The organism is Oceanobacillus chungangensis, assembly GCF_003369565.1.
In the GTDB taxonomy this organism is placed as follows: Bacteria; Bacillota; Bacilli; order Bacillales; family Amphibacillaceae; genus Oceanobacillus; species Oceanobacillus chungangensis.
Genome location: NZ_PIOD01000011.1, coordinates 42,806 through 62,580, shown reverse-complemented (window position 1 = coordinate 62,580; position 19,775 = coordinate 42,806). Strand labels below are relative to the sequence as shown.

At 34.2% G+C, this 19,775-nt stretch carries 19 protein-coding genes and 3 pseudogenes; all 22 read left to right on the top strand.

Annotation, left to right across the window (positions count from 1 at the left end; all coding sequences use genetic code 11):
- Positions 1-149 precede the first annotated feature (149 nt).
- Positions 150-1,070, top strand: coding sequence for a cysteine synthase A (gene cysK / locus CWR45_RS10395; RefSeq protein WP_115749798.1), 921 nt, complete (start codon positions 150-152; stop codon positions 1,068-1,070).
- A 15-nt stretch (positions 1,071-1,085) separates the two neighbouring features.
- Positions 1,086-1,748: a DNA alkylation repair protein gene (locus tag CWR45_RS10390; protein WP_115749797.1), complete on the top strand. Its 663-nt coding sequence runs from the start codon at positions 1,086-1,088 to the stop codon at positions 1,746-1,748.
- A gap of 27 nt (positions 1,749-1,775) precedes the next feature.
- Positions 1,776-2,438, top strand: coding sequence for a peptidylprolyl isomerase (locus CWR45_RS10385; RefSeq protein ID WP_425453617.1), 663 nt, complete (start codon positions 1,776-1,778; stop codon positions 2,436-2,438).
- 139 nt (positions 2,439-2,577) lie between these two features.
- Complete coding sequence (locus CWR45_RS10380; protein WP_115749795.1) at positions 2,578-2,982, top strand: thiol-disulfide oxidoreductase DCC family protein; 405 nt, start codon at positions 2,578-2,580, stop codon at positions 2,980-2,982.
- A 546-nt stretch (positions 2,983-3,528) separates the two neighbouring features.
- Positions 3,529-6,573 carry an efflux RND transporter permease subunit gene (locus CWR45_RS10375; protein ID WP_115749794.1) on the top strand — a complete coding sequence of 1,015 codons (3,045 nt, stop codon included), beginning with the start codon at positions 3,529-3,531 and terminating at the stop codon, positions 6,571-6,573.
- A gap of 478 nt (positions 6,574-7,051) precedes the next feature.
- Positions 7,052-8,157, top strand: a pseudogene (locus CWR45_RS10370) (IS3 family transposase).
- A gap of 1,026 nt (positions 8,158-9,183) precedes the next feature.
- Positions 9,184-9,693, top strand: a complete 510-nt coding sequence (locus CWR45_RS10365; RefSeq protein WP_115749793.1) for a GrpB family protein — start codon at positions 9,184-9,186, stop codon at positions 9,691-9,693.
- 179 nt (positions 9,694-9,872) lie between these two features.
- On the top strand, positions 9,873-10,334 hold the full coding sequence (locus tag CWR45_RS10360) for a hypothetical protein (protein WP_115749792.1): 462 nt from the start codon (positions 9,873-9,875) through the stop codon (positions 10,332-10,334).
- Positions 10,335-10,659: 325 nt separating this feature from the next.
- Entirely contained in the window at positions 10,660-10,866 is a 207-nt protein-coding gene (locus tag CWR45_RS10355; protein WP_115749791.1) for a DUF4017 family protein, read from the top strand.
- Positions 10,867-10,947: 81 nt separating this feature from the next.
- The gene (locus CWR45_RS10350) at positions 10,948-11,439 is read left to right on the top strand and encodes an NUDIX hydrolase (RefSeq protein WP_115749790.1); all 492 of its coding nucleotides are present in this window, start codon (positions 10,948-10,950) and stop codon (positions 11,437-11,439) included.
- 159 nt (positions 11,440-11,598) lie between these two features.
- A complete protein-coding gene (locus CWR45_RS10345) occupies positions 11,599-11,826 on the top strand; it encodes a hypothetical protein (RefSeq protein WP_115749789.1) in 228 nt (75 codons plus the stop codon).
- 221 nt (positions 11,827-12,047) lie between these two features.
- Positions 12,048-12,245, top strand: a complete 198-nt coding sequence (locus CWR45_RS10340; RefSeq protein WP_115749788.1) for a DUF4177 domain-containing protein — start codon at positions 12,048-12,050, stop codon at positions 12,243-12,245.
- A gap of 177 nt (positions 12,246-12,422) precedes the next feature.
- Positions 12,423-12,854 carry a hypothetical protein gene (locus CWR45_RS10335; protein WP_115749787.1) on the top strand — a complete coding sequence of 144 codons (432 nt, stop codon included), beginning with the start codon at positions 12,423-12,425 and terminating at the stop codon, positions 12,852-12,854.
- 975 nt (positions 12,855-13,829) lie between these two features.
- Positions 13,830-14,264 carry an NUDIX hydrolase gene (locus CWR45_RS10325; RefSeq protein ID WP_115749785.1) on the top strand — a complete coding sequence of 145 codons (435 nt, stop codon included), beginning with the start codon at positions 13,830-13,832 and terminating at the stop codon, positions 14,262-14,264.
- Between the two features lie 119 nt (positions 14,265-14,383).
- The gene (locus CWR45_RS20140; protein ID WP_245975406.1) at positions 14,384-15,007 is read left to right on the top strand and encodes a hypothetical protein; all 624 of its coding nucleotides are present in this window, start codon (positions 14,384-14,386) and stop codon (positions 15,005-15,007) included.
- Between the two features lie 202 nt (positions 15,008-15,209).
- A complete protein-coding gene (locus CWR45_RS10315; RefSeq protein ID WP_115749784.1) occupies positions 15,210-15,449 on the top strand; it encodes a CPCC family cysteine-rich protein in 240 nt (79 codons plus the stop codon).
- 154 nt (positions 15,450-15,603) lie between these two features.
- Positions 15,604-15,942, top strand: a complete 339-nt coding sequence (locus tag CWR45_RS10310) for a hypothetical protein (protein ID WP_115749783.1) — start codon at positions 15,604-15,606, stop codon at positions 15,940-15,942.
- A gap of 404 nt (positions 15,943-16,346) precedes the next feature.
- Entirely contained in the window at positions 16,347-17,039 is a 693-nt protein-coding gene (locus CWR45_RS10305) for a Crp/Fnr family transcriptional regulator (protein WP_115749782.1), read from the top strand.
- A gap of 10 nt (positions 17,040-17,049) precedes the next feature.
- Complete coding sequence (locus CWR45_RS10300) at positions 17,050-17,712, top strand: HAD family hydrolase (RefSeq protein ID WP_245975405.1); 663 nt, start codon at positions 17,050-17,052, stop codon at positions 17,710-17,712.
- Between the two features lie 373 nt (positions 17,713-18,085).
- A pseudogene (locus CWR45_RS10295) lies at positions 18,086-18,628 on the top strand (GNAT family N-acetyltransferase); the annotation flags it as partial.
- Positions 18,629-18,852: 224 nt separating this feature from the next.
- Positions 18,853-19,109, top strand: a pseudogene (locus CWR45_RS20495) (PH domain-containing protein).
- A 219-nt stretch (positions 19,110-19,328) separates the two neighbouring features.
- Positions 19,329-19,745, top strand: a complete 417-nt coding sequence (locus CWR45_RS10280; RefSeq protein WP_115749778.1) for a hypothetical protein — start codon at positions 19,329-19,331, stop codon at positions 19,743-19,745.
- Positions 19,746-19,775: the final 30 nt, after the last annotated feature.

Below are 19,775 nucleotides of genomic sequence, written 5' to 3'. Positions count from 1 at the left end.
TATTGCCCACTGGAATTGGGAAACTTCTCATGTAATAGTACCAAATGGAGAGTGATGGCCCTATTGTTGTTTGTGCAACAATAATTAACTATAATTGGAAATGGGTGGTTGCTAACTTCCAAACTTAATAGAAAGCAGGTTATTACATAATGCGAGTGGTCGAAAATATAACAGAGCTCATCGGCAAAACACCAATAGTCAAGCTTCACAATCTTGTACCTGAAGGCGCTGCCGATGTTTATATTAAATTAGAAATGTTTAACCCTAGTAAAAGTGTAAAAGATCGTGCAGCATTTAATATGATTAAAATTGCTGAAGAGCAAGGGATTATTAAGCCTGGTGACACGATTATCGAACCTACAAGTGGCAATACTGGAATCGGACTAGCGATGACTGCTGCTGCAAAAGGATATAAATCTATCTTAGTTATGCCGGATAATAGTACGATGGAAAGAAGACAAATTTTAAAGGCATATGGAGCAAAAATTGTATTAACACCTAGCGAAGAGAAAATGCCTGGAGCAATAAAGAAGGCAATTGAATTGAAGGAAGAAATACCTGGAAGTTTTATTCCACAGCAATTTGAAAATCAGGCAAATCCTGACATCCATCGAACAACAACAGCGCTTGAGATCTTTGAGCAAATGAATGGTGATTTCGATGCATTTGTATGTACAGCTGGAACCGGCGGGACCGTAACAGGAACAGGTGAAACGTTAAAAGAAAAGCTTCCTGATTTACATATTGCAGTTGTAGAGCCTAAAGGGTCTCCTGTTTTGTCGGGGGGCAAGCCAGGCAAACATATATTAGTTGGTACAAGCCCTGGTTTTATTCCGTCCATATTAAACACGGATGTTTTTGACGAGATTATCCAAATCGATGATCAGGATGCGGTTCAAATGTTACGCAAGCTTGCACAAATGGAAGGAATTTTTATAGGCCCTTCTGGTGCGGCGGCAGTTTTTGCAGCAATCGATGTTGCGAAGCGGCTAGGAAAAGGAAAGAAAGTTGTTTGTATTGCTCCTGATACTGGGGAACGATATTTAAGTATGAATCTTTTTGAACAATAATGAAGGGAGAAACAGATGTATATTAGCAACCTGATTCCATTATTTACAGCTAAGCAGACTAAAGAAGATGCAATAGAGATGGAAAAATATATGAGAGATAAGTTTCCATTTTTAGGAATTCGTGCACCAGAGAGAAAAGTTATTTTGAGAGATTTCTATCAAGAATCAAATATTTTAAAGGAACCGTTTCAAGTAGATTTCGTTGCTTCATTATGGGAGCAAGCAGCAAGAGAGTATCAATATGCGGGTGTCGATTATATTGAACGCTCATTAAAGAAGTTAGAAAAAGAACATTTGCTATTGATGGAGAAATTAATCATAACTAAATCATGGTGGGATACGGTTGACTTGCTCGCACAGAAGGCAGTTGGAAAGATTGCAAAAGACCATCCTGAAGTCATTCCTGAGACGATTGAAGGATGGGCTACAAGTGATAATATCTGGCTCCAGCGTACTGCCATACTATTTCAGCTAAAAAATAAGGGAAATACGGATGAGGAGTTACTATATCATTATATTCAACTGCATAACGATAGTAATGAATTTTTTATCCAAAAAGCGATTGGCTGGGCATTAAGGGAATATTCGAAAACAAATCCAGCATCTGTGAAACGATTTATTGAGAATAATGAGCTTGCTAAATTGAGTGTTCGAGAGGGTAGTAAATATTTGGATTAATTTTGTCAAAATGACCTTATGGAGATGATGAAAATGAAAAAAGTAATATTTTTAATAATTATAATGCTTATTGCGTTACTAACAGGATGTGGAACAACATCTTCTGTCGATGACAACAACAAGAATAGTTCTGATAAACAACCATCGGCGAACTATCCTGCCGATGTTGAAAAGAATCCAGTTGTTACCATTACAATGGAAAATGATGAACAAATTGTCTTAGAATTGTATCCAGAAATTGCACCGAATACAGTTGCAAACTTTATTTCATTAGTGGAAGAGGGATACTATAATGGATTAATTTTCCACCGTGTGATTCCGCAGTTTATGATCCAAGGAGGAGATCCTGATGGTAATGGAACAGGTGGTCCTGGGTATGGAATAAAAGGTGAGTTTAGTTCTAATGGGTTTGAAAATGAGTTAATTCATGAACGTGGAGTTATTTCGATGGCAAGATCAAGTGCTCCTGATTCTGCAGGTTCACAATTCTTTATTATGGTGGCAGATTCACCGCCTCTTGACGGAGAATACGCATCTTTTGGAAAAGTTACAGAAGGAATGGAAGTAGTGGATAATATTGTTTCTGTAGAACGTAGCGCTGCAGATAAACCACTTGAAGATCAGAAAATGAAAACGGTCGAAGCGGATACAAAAGGATATGACTATCCAGCACCAGAAGTGATTGAGTAATTTAAAGGAGTCAACATTATGTTGGCTTTTTTTGTTGAAAAACACAATTCAAAATTTCAAGCTGAATGTAAGATATTTTCTATTTTTATCAGTATAATGGATGGTAATTAATAAGAATTAAACAGTTAGGGTGAGAGTGATGAGCAAAATTATCCTATTTGATGGCGTATGTAACTTTTGTAGCAGCAGTGTTAAATTTATTATTAAACGTGATAAGCTCGCTAAGTTTAAATTTGGTTCGTTGCAAAGTAAAATAGGACAGGAGCTGAAAAATAACACAAATCTGCCAGAAAATACGGACAGCATTATCCTTATCGAAGACGGAAAATCTTATGATAAATCCACTGCAGCACTTCGGATAAGTAAGGAATTAGATGGATTATGGAAGTTATTTTATATGCTTATTATCATTCCAAAACCGCTAAGAGATATTGCTTATAATTATCTTGCAAAGAATAGGTATAAATGGTTTGGCAAGAAAAATGAATGCATGCTCCCATCTCCGGAGATAAGAAGTAGGTTTTTACAGGATGGTCAACAGTAATTTTATTATGTAAACAAAGTAGTTCAAATTGATTAATGTATAAAAGAAAGACGAATGTTCCATTAAACAAGCCGAATAATAGCAACTGGCTATTATTCCGCTAATTTAGTTAATCAATGAGTCGAGCCGTGAATATCATTCCTTGATTGATTAAAGTCTGATAACATTTTTTGGGTGTTTACTAAGCGTTCGCATTAAATGGTCTACCTTCTAAAGTTTGAGAAGGTAGGCCATTTTTTATTTGATAAATTCCACCAAATTTTGGGAAGTGACAGGCACCAGTCTGTAAGCCTTAAGTCGTAGTTAATATTCAGACTAAGGAGTGTTGTTTTGAATATTTAGATATTTTATTCTAGATATGGATAAAAGAAGGATGAGGTGATAGATAAAATGTTATGACTGTAATCTTAACATAGGGAAGCGGTGCTTAATGGTTAGCTTTTATAGTTAGACACTCCGTAAATTGATCATACTTCTTAGCGATTTAAAATATTTATCATTTTTACTATTAAGGATTAAAAAATAAAAGTGAGGGATGGGAAGAATTTGCTGAAGTTTATTGTTAATCGTAAAATTCTTGTTGGTTTGGCGACGGTACTAGTACTTATTTTAGGGGTTTACTCATTAACGAAGCTTGATGAAGAGCTTATGCCACCCGTAGAGTTTGATGGAGCTTATATTGCTGTGAACGCAGGGGATATGGCCGCAATTGAAGTGGAAAGAACGATTACTACACCACTCGAACAAAGTATACAAGGGATTGATGGGGTGGAAGAAATCTATTCCACCAGTACGATTGGACAAAGCAGTTTGCAAATTACGATTGAAAATGGCCAAGGTGAAGCTGTTTCAAAGGAGATCGAATCTATTGCCAACGCTGTTACATCCGATGTAGCTGAGGTTACAGAAGTAATAGCAGATCAAATGAGTATGAGTGCAAATTATGAGTTTTTTATGGATGTATCAAATGGTGATATGGATGCCTTGACAGCTTTTTCGCAGGATATTCTTGAACCTCGTCTGGAGGAGCTTCCTGAAGTAAGAGATGTTTCGCTCATGGGGATACAGGAATATGAAATGAGTATCGAATTGGATAGGAACAGTTTGGCAGAATTTGGATTGGATAGTTCACAAGTAATTTCGATTATACAGCAAACCAATACAGAAGCGACATTAGGAGAAGTACAAGAAAACGGAGAACAGCCCTCTATTCGATGGGAAACCGAATTAACATCAATAGAAAATGTGGAAAACATAAAAATCCCAACACAAGGAGGTTTTATTGCGTTAAATGAAATTGCAGATGTTACCAAACAGCCTTTGGAAAGTGCCTCCTATGTGTGGAAAGATGGAACCAAGGATTTTATCTTTGTACAGGTTGGCCGAAACGGTGATGTGACACAAATCGATATGGCAGAGGCAATACGTGAAGAAATTCAGCAGATAAGAGATGAAGGATTAATTGAAGATGTTGAGTTAAATGAGCTTGTTGCACAGGCTGATTATGTAAAAGACTCCATTGATGGGGTTACCAGTAATATTCTCATTGGCGGTTTAGTAGCAATTTTTATTTTACTGTTATTTTTACGTAATGTTCGTGCAACGGTTATTATCGGATTGTCAATTCCAACTTCTATCCTGTTAACATTTATCACGATGTGGGTTTTAGATTACAGCTTTAATATGCTTTCTCTGATTGCCTTAGGTCTAGGAATTGGAATGATGGTCGACTCGTCGATTGTTATTCTGGAGTCGATTTACAAGAAAAAGGAACAAGGATTAAAACCTTTAGAAGCAGTGCTTGTAGGAACAAAGGAAGTGACTTCGGCAGTTATCGCCTCGATGCTGACCACGATTGTTGTATTTGTTCCAATTGGATTAATGGGTGGAGATATCGGGCAGTTTATGGTTATTCTGTCTGTAGTTGTTGCCATTACGTTGATTAGTTCTGTTATTGTTGCCTTTACCTTAATACCATCTCTGTCTGAAAGATTTTTTAAGATTAGTGAAAAGAATAAAGGAAAAGAGGGACGTATTATCAGAGGGTATGGGGACCTCGTATCATGGGTTGTGAAAAAGAAACGAAACAGCTTTGCAATGATTTTGATCTTTTTCCTCATGTTTTCTGGCTCTATGTTTCTAGTTTCTAAGATTCCAATGACAATCATGCCTGATATGTTAAATCGGTATACGGAACTAATGATTGATCTTGAGACAGGTGTATCGGCGGAAGAAAAAGAAGAACTTGCAGCTACAATCAACGAAACTTTAGCTACAGTTGATGATGTTGAAACAAGTTATATTATTGATAATGGATCGATGTTCTATACGCTGATTAATATGACCAAAGAGGAAGACATAACAAGAGAACAGAAAGAAGTGAATGAAGAAATTTTAAGTTCCTTGCGAGAACTGGAAGAAGAACAACCAGTACAAAGTGTGCAAAGTGCAATGTCTGTAACTGTTGGGCAGCCAGTTCAAGTACAGATTAAGGGAGAAAATTATGACGAAATGAAAGCTATCGTGAATGATCTTACGAATGAGCTTGAAGGTATCGAGGGACTTACTGGTATCAGCAATTCAATTGAACGGACTTCCTATGAGAAGGTAGTTGAATTGAATGAAAAGGCGATGGAGGATGCTGGGTTATCAGAAATCCAGGTTCGCCAATATATACAGGAAGCATTTCTTGATATGCCAATTGGTGAAGTTGCAATCAACGAGACGAGCGTCCCTTTGGTTGTGAAGTGGAATGAAGAAGTTGTTAATGAAGAAGCTTTACTTGATTTGAAAATTCCGACGGTTAAAGAAGAAAGGACATTATCCGAGTTTGTGGAGTTACGGAATGTAAATACACCGAATGAAATTTCTCATATCGATGGCGAACGATATATAACGGTTTCTGCCGATATTGAAAATACTGATTTAGGGACAGTCAATCGAGAAGTACAAAACCTTATTAATGATTTTGAAATTCCATCCGGTTACACGATATCTGCTGGAGGGGATCTTGAAACACAACAAGAACTCATATCCGATTTGGTAATAGTTCTTATCATATCGATTTTCCTTGTTTATCTAGTGATGGCAGTACAATTTAATAATTTGGCACACCCGATTATCGTTATGTCTGTGATTCCAATGACAATTGTTGGTGTCATTTTAGGTTTATTTATTACACAGCGTGAACTTAGTATGATGTCAGGAATGGGTATTATTATGCTCATTGGTATTGTGCTAAATAATGCAATTCTATTAATCGATAGGGCCAACCAGCTAACTAAGGAAGGAGTTTCTCCAAATGAAGCAATAAGTAGAGCTGGTAAGGATCGTATACGCCCGATATTTATGACGACATTTACGACAGTTGGCGGCATGTTACCACTTGCACTCGCCTCAGGTACTACAAGCAATTATCAGGCACCGATGGCAACAGCGATTATATCTGGGCTAATGTTTGCAACTATGATTACATTAATCTTAATTCCTTCAGTCTACCGAATATTTAATGCAATTGGAAATGGATTTGGTCGCTTATTTAAGAAAAAGCAAAAGGTAGTGCAGGACGGTGTTAAAGAACAAGCCGGGTAATGCCAATCAGGTTTCTTGTACTTTTATTTCTCAATATGGCTGACTGGCAAAGTAATGATGTAATTGGTAGAAGCATTTAGATAATATTTTAATACAGAGCTAGAGAGAAGTCAGTAAAAAACCTCATTTGCAATTTATTATTGCAAATGAGGTTTTTATGCCATAACTTATGGTTTGTAAAGGTCTGTCGGCTTAAAACAAAGATTGATCAAGGAATCCTTAAAATTCCTTATAGAAACTGGGAATTACAGGTGTAAGTTTTTATTAGTTCCACAGGAAGAGTTAGTCAATAGGGTTTCCCAAAAAAATAATATTATTTACAATGCAAGTCGGCGACTTTTTATTTCTGTGTAAATCATATTAATAACTTTATTTTCTCCTAGAAATAAATAGTAATAAATGGATAGGCTACACTAAGTTGGACAGATAAAATAAGGGCTTGTAAACTTAGACTATTAACTTAAGGGAGCGTGCAATTATGACACATCAACGTCGAACTTTTACACCCGAATTTAAGCTGCAATTAGTGAAGCTTTATGAAAATGGTAAATCTCGTGCGGACATTACTAGGGAATACGATATTACGCCTTCTGCGCTAGATCGTTGGATTAAAAATCATAAGGAAACCGGTTCATTCGCCGCCAAAGATAACCGTTCTGAAGAAGAAAATGAATTGGCTCGATTACGCAAGGAAAATCAACGTTTAATGATGAAGAATGATATTTTAAAGCAAGCAGCGCTGATCATGGGACGAAAATAGATGTGATTCGAAATAACGCTCACAAATATTCAGTATCAGCAATGTGTGACGTATTACTATCATGCCAATTTGTATGGAAAACGTGCGCTTAAAACTGATGATAAAGAGATTTCCAAAGAGATTGCCCGGATTTTCAAAGAAAGTCGAAACAATTATGGGACGCGAAAAATCAAGAAAGAACTAAGTAAATTATCAAAGCCAAGATACGTATCACGTCGTCGGATTGGTCGTTTAATGAAAGAACTTGGACTCGTATCAAACTACACTGTAGCACAGTATAAGCCACATAAATCAACATATAATGAGGCGTTGATAAACAATGAATTACAGCGTCAGTTTGAACAAGAAGAACCGTTGGCTGTCATCGTGAGTGATTTAACATACGTCCGTGTCGGAACAAAATGGTATTATATATGCTTATTTGTTGACCTTTTTAATCGTGAAATTATTGGCCGTAGTGCTGGTGCGAATAAGAGTGCAGAGCTTGTCTATCAGGCTTTATCAAGCATTAAAGGCAATTTGAACGACGTTCAACTATTCCATACAGATCGTGGAAAAGAGTTTGATAATAAGCTTATTTCAGAAGCACTGAAACATTCGGCATCCAGAGATCACTGAGCATGAAAGGATGTCCTTATGATAACGCCGTGGCTGAAGCGATGTTTAAGGTATTCAAAACAGAATTCGCTAACGGAGCTCATTTCTCTTCTCTTGAACAACTTGCTCTTGAACTGGATGATTATGTTCACTGGTTTAATAACATTCGAATTCACGGAACACTAGGCTATTTAACGCCAGTGGAATTCAAGCAACAGACCCTATAATTTTTGTCCAGTTTAGTGTTGACATACCAAGGCTATGATCGGTTAATTGGTGGGATAGGGATTTACAATATTAATAAGGGGAAAACAGGAAGATATCATGTTAACGATAGGGATGACTTGCGTCCTCTACAGTATATTTATATGGATCAAGATAGTCTCTTGGTACACTAGAAACATAATAAATATGTGTGGGTTACACCTTGAAACTATTGTAAAACGTATTACAAAAAATATAGAGTACCTTTAGGAAAAAGCTTATTAGACAAACTTAAAGGTCTTATTGAATTGGAGCTTTTATCAGATAAAAAATTATCGCAGATATGTTTAATGCTGGAAAACATGAGGGGGCATCAATTTTGAAATCAATAATTGTGATAGGGAGCTAGTTAGAGTTTTATGTCCTTGTACATCACATTTGTATTTCTTGTCAAAGAGGATAACTTACTAAAATATTAACATTGCGTTAAATTCCCATTACCCATACTTTTGAAACCGGAGAAAAACCGCCATGAACCCTTATGATATAAGGTTCCGTGGCGGTTTTATGATTTGATTTATTTGCTAATGAAAGTAATATTAACCTGACTAGCGTTAAATAACTATGATGTGAGGGAAGGGGATATCAGGCGGATTCTTTTTTTGTAGAAACCAAATCTGTATTATTTTAAAGGGATAATGTTTTCCATTTGGTACTTAATTTTATCCTACAATCGATTGAATGGGGTACTCAGAAGTCTTTTTATTTTGGTTTGAAAGTTCTTAGTAACACTATTGTAGTATTACTAGGTAAAAGTTGATATTGAGAAATGTTATTGAGACAAGATGTTTATAAAGGATGTTTCTTTATTAAAGGTCTTACTTAATTAAGTTGTTCAGTGTAAACTGAATTTAAAGAAATAAAAGAAATGGTGATATTTGAAAGTTTGTGAAGAAATGTACTTAAACTAACGGGGCAGGATAGTGGAATAAGAAAAAATTATTATCTTCTCCATATGAACGCGAAATAAAAAGGGGGAAATTATTAAAATGAAGGTTCGGCTTACAGAATATAGTAAAGATTGGTCTCGGATGTTTAAGGATGAAGTAGAGATTCTTAAAACGGTATTCGGCGACTTAATAATTAAATATGAGCATTTTGGGAGTACGTCAGTTAAGGAAATGAAGGCAAAGCCTGTAATCGATATGATGTGTATCGTTAAAAACATAGAGCAGGTTGATTTACTTAATAACCAAATGGATTCTCTTGGGTACGATGTTGCTGGGGAATGGGGTATTGCAGGTAGAAGGTTATTTCGAAAGGGCGGGGATAACAGGACTCATCATATTCATTTTTATCAATTTGATAATCCTGAAATTGACCGACATTTAATTTTTCGAGACTATCTGAGGTCTCATCCTAATGAAGTAGCTAAGTACAGTAGCTTCAAAGAAGAATTGGCTCAACGATACGATACTACAAGTGAATACAGTCCAGCGAAAAAGAAATTCGTAAGTGAGATTGAACACAAAGCTCTCCGATGGTTTTCGGAAAGATAGAGAAATATTCTTGTGAAAAGTTGTACTTAAAGTAAAGGGTGCTTTAGTACAACAATGAGATCGACTATATGGTGCGTTAATTCAAGAAGGAGTAACGCTTCTTTTGTAGAATTTATTGTACTAAAGGGGCAGTTTAGTTTGTAACAACAGAGTGATTAACAATAAAAGGAGGTTAGTAAGTGATAAATGAAATAGGTAAACGAATCTTAATAGGGGTTATTGCGACAGTCTTATTTAGTGTTTCGCTTGCTATATTTGCGTACGAACCTGTTTCTAACAGACAACCGAATTCTTCATATACTTCTCTAGCAGGACTTTTTACTATTTACGCTATATTCTCAGGTCCAGTCTTTATTATTGCAGGTGTTATTTGGTCATTTGTTATTGATAAAGTGAGCGTGAAACATCAACATTATCCAAGACTTAAAAGATACTTGAGAAAATCTATTTGGTATATTTCGGCAGGGGTAGTTAGCACTTTGATTTTTTTGTTTATACTTTCAAATGGGGCTATTGTATATAATTCAGAGACATTTGGTTTTTTGTCTCTTGGAATAATTGCATCACTCATTTATTATCATTTACAAATTATTTGGCAGTTTTTATTTAACAAACGAAGTGGTCTATTAATAAAACTGTAAAATTTCGATAAAGATACTGGAAAGCAGAAAAATATTATATGGAAACAGGTCCACCAATGAAAAAAGCAGATTTAGTCAATCATATTTAAACGAAAATCTAAAGTTTGTGAAGCTTGACACTTAAACTAACTGGTGCAATAGTTAAACAAGGTAACGACCAAAACGGTCGTCTTTATATTTAGTAATTATTTATGAAAATTATGGTAATATTGAAGTTGAATTTATTGAGCTAACAGGGCAGGTTAGTTTAAGAAGGTAGTAATTTACTAAAACAGAAAACATATCAATCTCTTTAGCTACATTAATAAAAAAAGGGGGAAATCAAATGAGATTTATTATTTCGCCGTTACTAGCTTATTTAATCGTTTGCATTATTGGAGTATTAGCTACTGCGGCAGAAGGTTATAATACGGTAGCTTGGAAATTAATAGTTATACAGGTTTATGCGATACCAGTTTTAATCATTTCTGCAATGATATCACTATATATTTATAAAAAAAATCACACAGCTAATTTCAATAGGGATAACTAGTTGTGCTAACTGGTGCGTTAGTTCAAGAACAATATAACGGGCAGTAGAATAAAAAAGGTGGATCTTAAAGGGAGAATAATTATGCCGATATCTGATTATTATAAAAAAATCCGTAGAAAGATTGGAACAGACCTAATATTTATGCCAAGTGTTGCTGCGATTATTAGAAACGATGATAATGATATATTGTTTCAAAAACCTCACGATGGCGAATACTGGAGTTTACCTGCTGGAGCAATAGAGCCAGGTGAAGCACCTGCACAAGCACTTATTCGTGAAGTTTGGGAAGAAACTGGATTAAGAGTAAAGCCAAATAAGTTATTAGGAGTATTTGGTGGAGAGAGTTTTCGTTTTACATATCCTAACGGTGATCAAGTAGAGTACAGTGTATTTGTTTTTGAATGCAACAATATAGTAAGTGGGGAATTGACCCCGATTGATGGTGAATCAGCCGATCTAGCCTTTATTAAAGAGGAAAGTAAACCGAAACTTGCTTTACCATATCCAGACTTTATATTTAAGAAATCAGCTTCAGATAATGCTTATTTTCAATGGGAAAATAACTGGCTTTAGAAATAAAAATTCTATTTCTTATTGCACTAACTGGTGCTTTAATACAACAATGGGATTGGTACAGTGGCTGTATTGAATACTTCAACAAATATTATGGATTTTTATGGTAAAATTAGAGGAGAATCAGTAAAATTGTTCAAATAGGGAGTTTTATTTACAATGGGGAAACGAAAATTATCCATTACAGTATTTTTATTAAGCCTTTTTTCATTAATCATTTCTCTTAAATTATTTTGGAATTTAGGTATTTTTGTTGATGATTATGGTTTAAGCCCTGATATTGTTAATGGCGGAGATTTTTGGCTTACAATGGATTGGTTAAGATTATTATTACTATTATTGCTATGTGTAGTATCTGGTATTAGTATTTTTAGTGCTAAAAAATAAGTGAAATAAAGTAAGAAATTGTGAAGAATTACACTTAAACTAACTGGTGATTTAGCACAACAAGGAGATCGTCAATACGGCGATCTTTTTTCAGTTAACGGGCGGTTTAGTTGAACAAGAGGTTTTCAGATTGAAACTTTTTCCAATTGAAATCGTACAAATAGTTAAATAAACACACCCTTATACTGTTAACAGCACATAATCAAAAGGAGGAGAATTAAATGTATGAGTACAAGTTTATAAAAATAGAGTTTAAAAAGTTATCTGGTAAACCTATTGAAGACTATCGAGAAGTAATTAAAAATCACGCAAATCAAGGCTGGCGTTTTGTTCAAATTTTCTCTCCTGACTTTGCAACTTCAGGAATTGCAGCAGGGTCATACTATGAATTGATTTTTGAAAGACCTATAAAACAGTAAAGAGCAGAAACTATTCACTATGAAAGTTTGCGAAACGTTACACTTAAACTATATGGTGCGTTAATTCTAGAAGGATTAACGCTATTTTATATAGAAGTAAATGCACTAAAGGGGCAGTAATCTTTAATAAGGATTCGATTTTTAGTGGTAATATTCGTATTGAGAGGGGATGAATTTATGAGTAAAAGCAAACCAGTTGATGAATTAACCATTGAGGACTTAAAGGAAAATCCTATATGGGAATGGGCAATAGATGGAGAAGAAAATCAAGAACAAGACGAGACGTGGGTAAGACCATCTGAAACAACGAACTTTAGGGAAGAGCTAAACGGTTCAATTGTATTGGGAGAATTAACCACAAATAATGGAGATAAATATCCTATGATGTGTAACCTAGGTATAGAAGACAACGAGGTATCAATTAGTTCTGTTGTTTTTTATAACGATAAACAGGATGAATACTATGCCCTAGAAGATATGATTAAAAAAATTGATTTGCCTTTATCCATTAATATTGGTCTTACAATCAATGGGAAAACACGATCTTTGAAATTTTCAGCGAACAAAGTAGACGTTTATAAAAATGACATAAAAACCAATCTGAATTAGTGTCTTGTTCAACTAACTGGTGCTATTGTTAAACAAGGTGATCATAGAATTTGATCGCTTTTTTTCTCTGGAAAATTCAATAAATTGTTTGGAATATTATGGTATTATTCAGGTATAGAGATATTGAGCTAATGGGGCAGGTTAGGGGAAGAGTTGTATCTACTGAAGTAGAAAAGAAAATTGAATCTTGGTTCATAAACAAGAGCTTAAAATTACGCTGCTTTTGGAGGTGAGTTATTGTTAAAATATAAATTTAACGCATCTATAATAACATATTGGATTTCCTGTTTTATTGTATTCTATACAGTAACTTATTTTGGGATTTTTAATACAGATTTTCAATCAACTGAAAGTGTAACTGGTAGCTTTTTAATAGTGGCTTATCTAATTTTTTTAGGTATCTTTTTTTTTTCTATCCAATTTCACTACTTATTCAATTATTGATTAATAAGATACCTGGAAATAACTGGACATATAAATTTATTTTTTATATGCTCTTCGCAACATTATTTAGTCTTATTTTCTTTATTGGATTATTTGGGATGAGTTTCTTTGCTGTTATAGTTATCTTTATATATTTTTTTATCGAGGAATTTGTTATTAAGTATAAGGGTTCTAAAGTATATAGAGTCACAATAGGTGTATCATATATATTTTTTATCTTTATACTGGGTTTATTTTTCTATCAGTTCTTCAGTTATTATTTTAACTTAATGAATTAAAGGACTAAGGACAAAACAATGAAATCGTGTTAAATCGTAAACTCCCAAGTAAAGTAAGAACTTGGAGAGTGTTAATAAATAATGAAAAAGCTAAGTAAATCTCTTATTAAACTAACTGGTGCTTTAGCACAACAAGGTAATCGTAAATATTGCAGTCTTCTTTACTCTAGGGGCAGTTTAGTAAAAGAAGAAACTTCAATGGTTAAGACAGAATATTATTAGGAAAATGATTTCTTACAAAGGGGAATATAACTTGCAAAAATGGTTTGGTTCATCAGGTGTTTGTATTAACGAAAATGGTCATTTGTTAATGGTCTTGCAAGGGAAACCAGAAGAGAAAAAAACGTGGTCTATTCCATCGGGAGGAAGAGAACACGATGAGACATTTGAAGAATGTTGTATTAGAGAAATTGAAGAAGAAACGGGATATACAGGCGAAATTGTTGAAGAAATTAAGGTTAAAAGAATGACTTATGGATATCTTAATATTTCTGTTGAAGCCCATTATTTTTTAGTAAAGATAGTGAGTGGAAAAAGATATATCCAAGATCCTGATAATCTTATTTATGATATAGCTTGGAAAACTTTGGAGGAAATAAAAAGTTTAGAATTAACCTTCGCCGAAGATAGAGATTTCCTTATTAACTACATAACGAAGATAAACCATTCAAAATCCTTATTCAACTAACTGGTGCTATACTCAAAGATGACTATATTGTTAAAGGGATGGTAGTCGAAGATTAGTGGGACGGGAAAGAGAAAAATAAAATGTGATTGTGAACTATAAATGACCGGGGTGGAGATTTAATGAAAAACAATGATACTATTTATGAAATTGCCGTGCATGTTGTCAATTGGCTCTTACTCGGTTTTATCGGTTTTATCGCATTTTTCTCAGTGATAATCAGCCCAGGCCCGCATCCTTACGGTCTCATATTCGGTTATATTATTACAATGCTGCTAATCTGGGGAGTTAATTACTGGTACCAATCCTACAAGAAAAGAAAATGGATTGTGCTATTAGCTGGAACCATCCTTTACGTTGTCATTGCTTTGTTTCTCTTGGGCGTAGTCATGCCAGTTCTGGCTAACGTCATTTATTCAGATGAAAATACTGGCCAAGTTAAAGATACGATTGGTGAAGATTATGATGGAGGAGTTCCAATTGCCATCTTATATATTGATGATTCCCAGGTTCGTCTTACTGAGGCAAATATCAGTTGGAATTCAGCTAGTATGGGTGTACAACGGACAATAGAAGATATTAAAGAATATGCATCATCATTGAATACAATAGATGTCTCTTCAGGTAGAAAGGTATTATTGGATCTTACAGAGAACGTAGAGAATGGTGGTGGAGGAGATATTTGGGCTGATTCAAAGATAACAGTTTCCTTGTTAAAAGATAACGAACGAATCGAGCTTGAATAGGATGAATCAAGAGAATTTCGTTTTCCACAAAACACAGGGAATTATGTTTTAGTAGTTGAATATGTCAATTCGGCTGGAAAAGCTCAATATGTAGGCAATGTTATTATTCATTAACCTGATTTAGTGAAAACTTAATTCTCTATATTGTGCTAATGGGTGCGTGTGATGAAGAAGAAAAATATAACTCTATTGAGGTGATTAGATGAAATATACTTGCCTTTGCTGTGGATATTTAACATTAGATGAAGAACCTCCAGGAACATACAATATATGTGGTATTTGTTTTTGGGAAGATGATGATGTTCAGTATAATGATCCCAATTATGAGGGTGGAGCTAATGTTCCATCGTTAAGACAAGCACAACAAAATTTTATTAAGTTTGTAAGAAAACCAAATCAAGAAGACATTAAAGACCCGAACTGGAAACCGGAATCAGAATAGATTGCATATATGATTAAGTTTCTTATTCAACTAACTGGTGCAAGAATTCAACAGTCGGTTCTTGTGCTAATGATGCAAGATAGTTGAAGAAGGAATCCAATTAAGTTTCGTTGAATTAAATAACAATCATATTAACATATCGAGGTGTAAATTGGTGGGCAGGAACAAGTATGAAGGCAGTTGGATAGAATCAAATTTTATTGAAATTGATTGGATGTTAAGTAAGGAAAACTTAGTTGAACTGTTAAAGAGTGTCGTAAATGGAACAAGTCAATTTACTCATCAACAAATTTGTAATTGGTGTGATAAGCATTATACAGATGAGACTGAACTAGATGGCGAAAAATTATACGACGTATTAGAGGATATTTCTACACAGTGGGATTTATATTTAACAAACACTTACACACTAAAAGAACTACAACATATGGATTTTTCTAAAGTAAAACTTCCCATCGAATGGTTTGAGAGGTGGGTAGGAGAATTATCTTAACAGATTTTTAATGAGAAGTTTGTGAAGAGTTGTACTTCATGTAACGGGTGCTTTAGTTTAATAAAGAATATAAAGAGGAACTCAAGGAAGGTCCTTTTTTAACTAATTATGTCTGTTGCGACCCCTTCAAATTGATATCTCAATTGACAACGAATTTTTTGTTGTACAATAACTATTATCATAGATAAAATCTTTAAAATATTGGGGTGTTACTAAACATTGATATAACAACAAAAAGGCATACTTCAATTTCGTATGCTTTTTAGCGTGTCATTTAATCATTATGCACCTCCTCAAAACGGAACTCTTTATCATTCGACAGATTGCTTTTTTTGTTACATTATGGACATATGTCCTTTATGAAGTATGTAAATTAAAGTATATTGAAAAAGGAGTTAGTATCATTGGATCTTTTGAACGTTGAAAGTGTAATGGCACAATATAAAAAGCAAGTAAAGGAAAAGTATCATATTGCCACGGATATACTAGAATGGCGATCTTTTTCTCCTGGAGAATGTATATATGAGCAAGGGTTTCCATTAACCTTTCTGTCTTTTTTAGTAAAGGGAAAGGTAAAAGTTTATATGACTTCTGATGAAGGCAAAGAATTGATTGTGACTTTTAACAAACCACTTGAACTCTTTGGTGATATTGAGCTTGTACAAAATGTTGATACACTGCATACGGTTGAAGCAGTGACACCGGTCCATATCGGTGTTTTATCGATTGAGGTCGCACGAAGGTGGAGAGAAGATGCAGTCTTTAATGAAATATTACTTCAATCTATTAGTCGTAAATTTTTCACGAAATCAACTACATTATCTTTTCATTTGTTGCATGAGGCAGATATAAGGTTGGCTAGCTATTTAGCTTCTATTTCCCACGATGAATATGGAGCTTTTATCAAACCTTCTATACCAAAGAGTGAGTTGAAGGCCATTGCTGAATTTATTGGAATTACTGTAAGGCACCAAAATAGATGTATTCAATCACTTGAGAGGGATGGAATCTTAAAACGAATTCCGGGGTTCATTGTTATCATAGACTCCAAGCAATTATTACAGCATGCAAAACAGAATATATATGAAATACAATAGGAGTGAGATGATGAAAGCAGTAATTTTTGATTTTGATGGTACATTAGCTGACTCTGGAGAATGTGGATTATTGGCAACACAGAAGGCATTTGAGGAATGCAATTTACCGATTCCCTCAAAGGAAATGATTGATTATTATATGGGAATTCCTATTGAGAAGTCATTTCATGAAATGACAAATCATATATTAGATGATACACAATTTACGGAGCTATTAAGCTGTTTTCGACAAGCATATAAACGTTATGAGGAAAAAACGATTACCTCCTTCCCACATATTTCAGAAGTGTTAAAAACGTTTCAATTGCAAGGTATTTTATTGTTTGTTCTTTCGAGTAAAAAAACAGATGTCTTGTACCGTAATTTACAAAAGCTACAATTAGATCACTATTTAACAGATTGGATTGGTTCAGACCAAGTGGCACATTATAAACCACATCCAGACGGCATCTACAAGATTATAGAACGTTATTCGTTAAATGTGAGCGAATGTACGATGATTGGTGATGCTATTTTCGATATACAAATGGGAAAAGCTGCTGGGTGTAGAACAGTTGCAGTCAATTGGGGGAGTCATACAAAGGAACAATTACTGAAAGAAGAGCCTAACTTTTTTGCACATGAAGTAAGTGATTTATATCATTTAACGAATTCCTCAAATAGTGGTTGGTAAATGGGCGTTTCCTGTTGGTTGGACTGACATTAATGCTAACTTATTCGCTTTCTTCCAATCTAACCAGAATCGATTCACCAAAATTACAAATAAGATTGCATAAGTTAATGAGTCCGTTAATATTGTAATGCAATTTGTTTCAAGGTGTGCTTATGATTGAGAAGGATTGTACTTAAACTAGCTGGTGCAAGAGTTAAACAAGATGATCATACAATTTGGTCGCCTTTTATTTGCGGAAGGAGGAGTAAATCATTTGTAATATATTTGTTTTACTTGACCTTTCCGTTACGTAATGGTTTACAGATTAGATAAATTCATTACGAGGGGAGTTAAATATGGTTTGGACAGATATTAAGGAGGAAATTTACATTTTATGATTAAAATTGTTGGACAAAGAATTGAATTAAAAGAAGCTACTCAACAAGATATTGATGAAATATATTATTGGAAATATGAAGAAAAGGAACAAGAAGCGAAGAAATGGAATGGTCCTTACATACCTGAATCTAAAATGACAATAGAAGAATTTCAAAAAAAATGGGAGCAAGATTATGAAATTGCTCCGAACACTCCTAATACACTAATCATTTTTGTTGAGGGAAAATTAATTGGAACAGTAGGTTCTTATTGGGTAGATAAAAACACTAATTGGTTAGAAACTGGTATTGTTATTTATGATAAAGATTATTGGAATGGTGGTTATGGAATGGAGGCTTATAAACTTTGGATCGATTTTCTATTCAGCTCTACTGATTTACATCGACTAGGGATGTCAACTTGGTCAGGGAATGTAAGAATGATGAAGGTAGCTGAAAAAATAGGAATGAAAGAAGAAGCAAGAATAAGACAAGCAAGAATAGTAGATGGTGAATATTTTGATGCAATTAAAATGGGGATTTTACGAAAAGAGTGGGAAGAGTTAGATCGCAATATAAGGACATGTATCTTTTCGAATTCTTGGGAGGTGAACTTATTGAAATTTAAGTCACGAAAAGATTGGTGGTTATCCACTATCGTCTGGGTAGCTATAATTTTTATTCTAGGAAGTGGTGTTTATGCATTATTGATAAAACACTGGATATTTTGGGATTTATAATTACATTTTCTCTTTCAATTATTTTACCAATTTTTGTTTTATGGATGTGGTTAACTACCTTTTATGTCATAGAAGATAACAACTTAATTATCAAGTTTGATCCTTTTAAAAGAAATATTCGATTAGACACTATAACATCTGTAAAAAAACAAAGAACCCATTATCAAGTCCTGCGTTATCTTTAAAAAGGCTTGAGATTGTATACGGTCAATACAATTCTGTACTCATTTCTCCTTTTGATAGAGAGGAGTTCATAAGAATTCTCTCCAAACGGTGTCAGCATATCAAAATCATATCATAATCAAGAAGTTCATATTTTAATGAAAAAATAAGGTAATACAGTCTAATATACTATCTGGTGCTTTAGCATAGAAGAGCGATCGTCAATATGGTGGTCTTTTTTAACTAAAAGGGACAGGATTGTTTTACAAGAGATAAAGAAAGAGATGGTAAAATAATGGTAATGAGGAGGATATGAATGAAATATTTTTCGTAATTTTTCGTAGGATTATTTAGTATTGTGTTATTAACAGGATGTAATTTTATAGGGGAAGACTACGATTATACACCCCCAACTGTATCACTTTCTTACAGTGAAATCGAGTTAGAAGAAGCAAATATCAATTGGAATACTAAGGGGGATACTTCAGAAGATGGAACGGTTAGCACAAACGACATTTTTGAATTAGCGAATGAACAGGAACAATCAGCCGTTAAAGTAGGTGGAAATGATAGTATTCAATTTGATAATCAACATTTTTTACTAGAAGATGTAACTGTTTTGCTTTGGAAAGACGGTCAAAGTACAACAATAGAGATAGATGAAAAGAGTTTAGATTTTAATTATCCATCAGAAGCCGGTAATTATGTTATTGATGTAACAATTGATACAGATAGTGGAATGGCACAATATGTTGGAAATATCCTTGTTGATTGATAGAAATAAGGTTATTCTTCAACTAACTGG

Coding starts and splice junctions, on each gene's coding strand:
- cysK (WP_115749798.1), top strand. CDS start 150: ATGCGAGTGGTCGAAAATATAACAGAGCTCATCGGCAAAACACCAATA.
- CWR45_RS10390 (WP_115749797.1), top strand. CDS start 1,086: ATGTATATTAGCAACCTGATTCCATTATTTACAGCTAAGCAGACTAAA.
- CWR45_RS10385 (WP_425453617.1), top strand. CDS start 1,776: ATGAAAATGAAAAAAGTAATATTTTTAATAATTATAATGCTTATTGCG.
- CWR45_RS10380 (WP_115749795.1), top strand. CDS start 2,578: ATGAGCAAAATTATCCTATTTGATGGCGTATGTAACTTTTGTAGCAGC.
- CWR45_RS10365 (WP_115749793.1), top strand. CDS start 9,184: ATGAAGGTTCGGCTTACAGAATATAGTAAAGATTGGTCTCGGATGTTT.
- CWR45_RS10355 (WP_115749791.1), top strand. CDS start 10,660: ATGAGATTTATTATTTCGCCGTTACTAGCTTATTTAATCGTTTGCATT.
- CWR45_RS10350 (WP_115749790.1), top strand. CDS start 10,948: ATGCCGATATCTGATTATTATAAAAAAATCCGTAGAAAGATTGGAACA.
- CWR45_RS10345 (WP_115749789.1), top strand. CDS start 11,599: ATGGGGAAACGAAAATTATCCATTACAGTATTTTTATTAAGCCTTTTT.
- CWR45_RS10340 (WP_115749788.1), top strand. CDS start 12,048: ATGTATGAGTACAAGTTTATAAAAATAGAGTTTAAAAAGTTATCTGGT.
- CWR45_RS10335 (WP_115749787.1), top strand. CDS start 12,423: ATGAGTAAAAGCAAACCAGTTGATGAATTAACCATTGAGGACTTAAAG.
- CWR45_RS20140 (WP_245975406.1), top strand. CDS start 14,384: ATGAAAAACAATGATACTATTTATGAAATTGCCGTGCATGTTGTCAAT.
- CWR45_RS10315 (WP_115749784.1), top strand. CDS start 15,210: ATGAAATATACTTGCCTTTGCTGTGGATATTTAACATTAGATGAAGAA.
- CWR45_RS10300 (WP_245975405.1), top strand. CDS start 17,050: ATGAAAGCAGTAATTTTTGATTTTGATGGTACATTAGCTGACTCTGGA.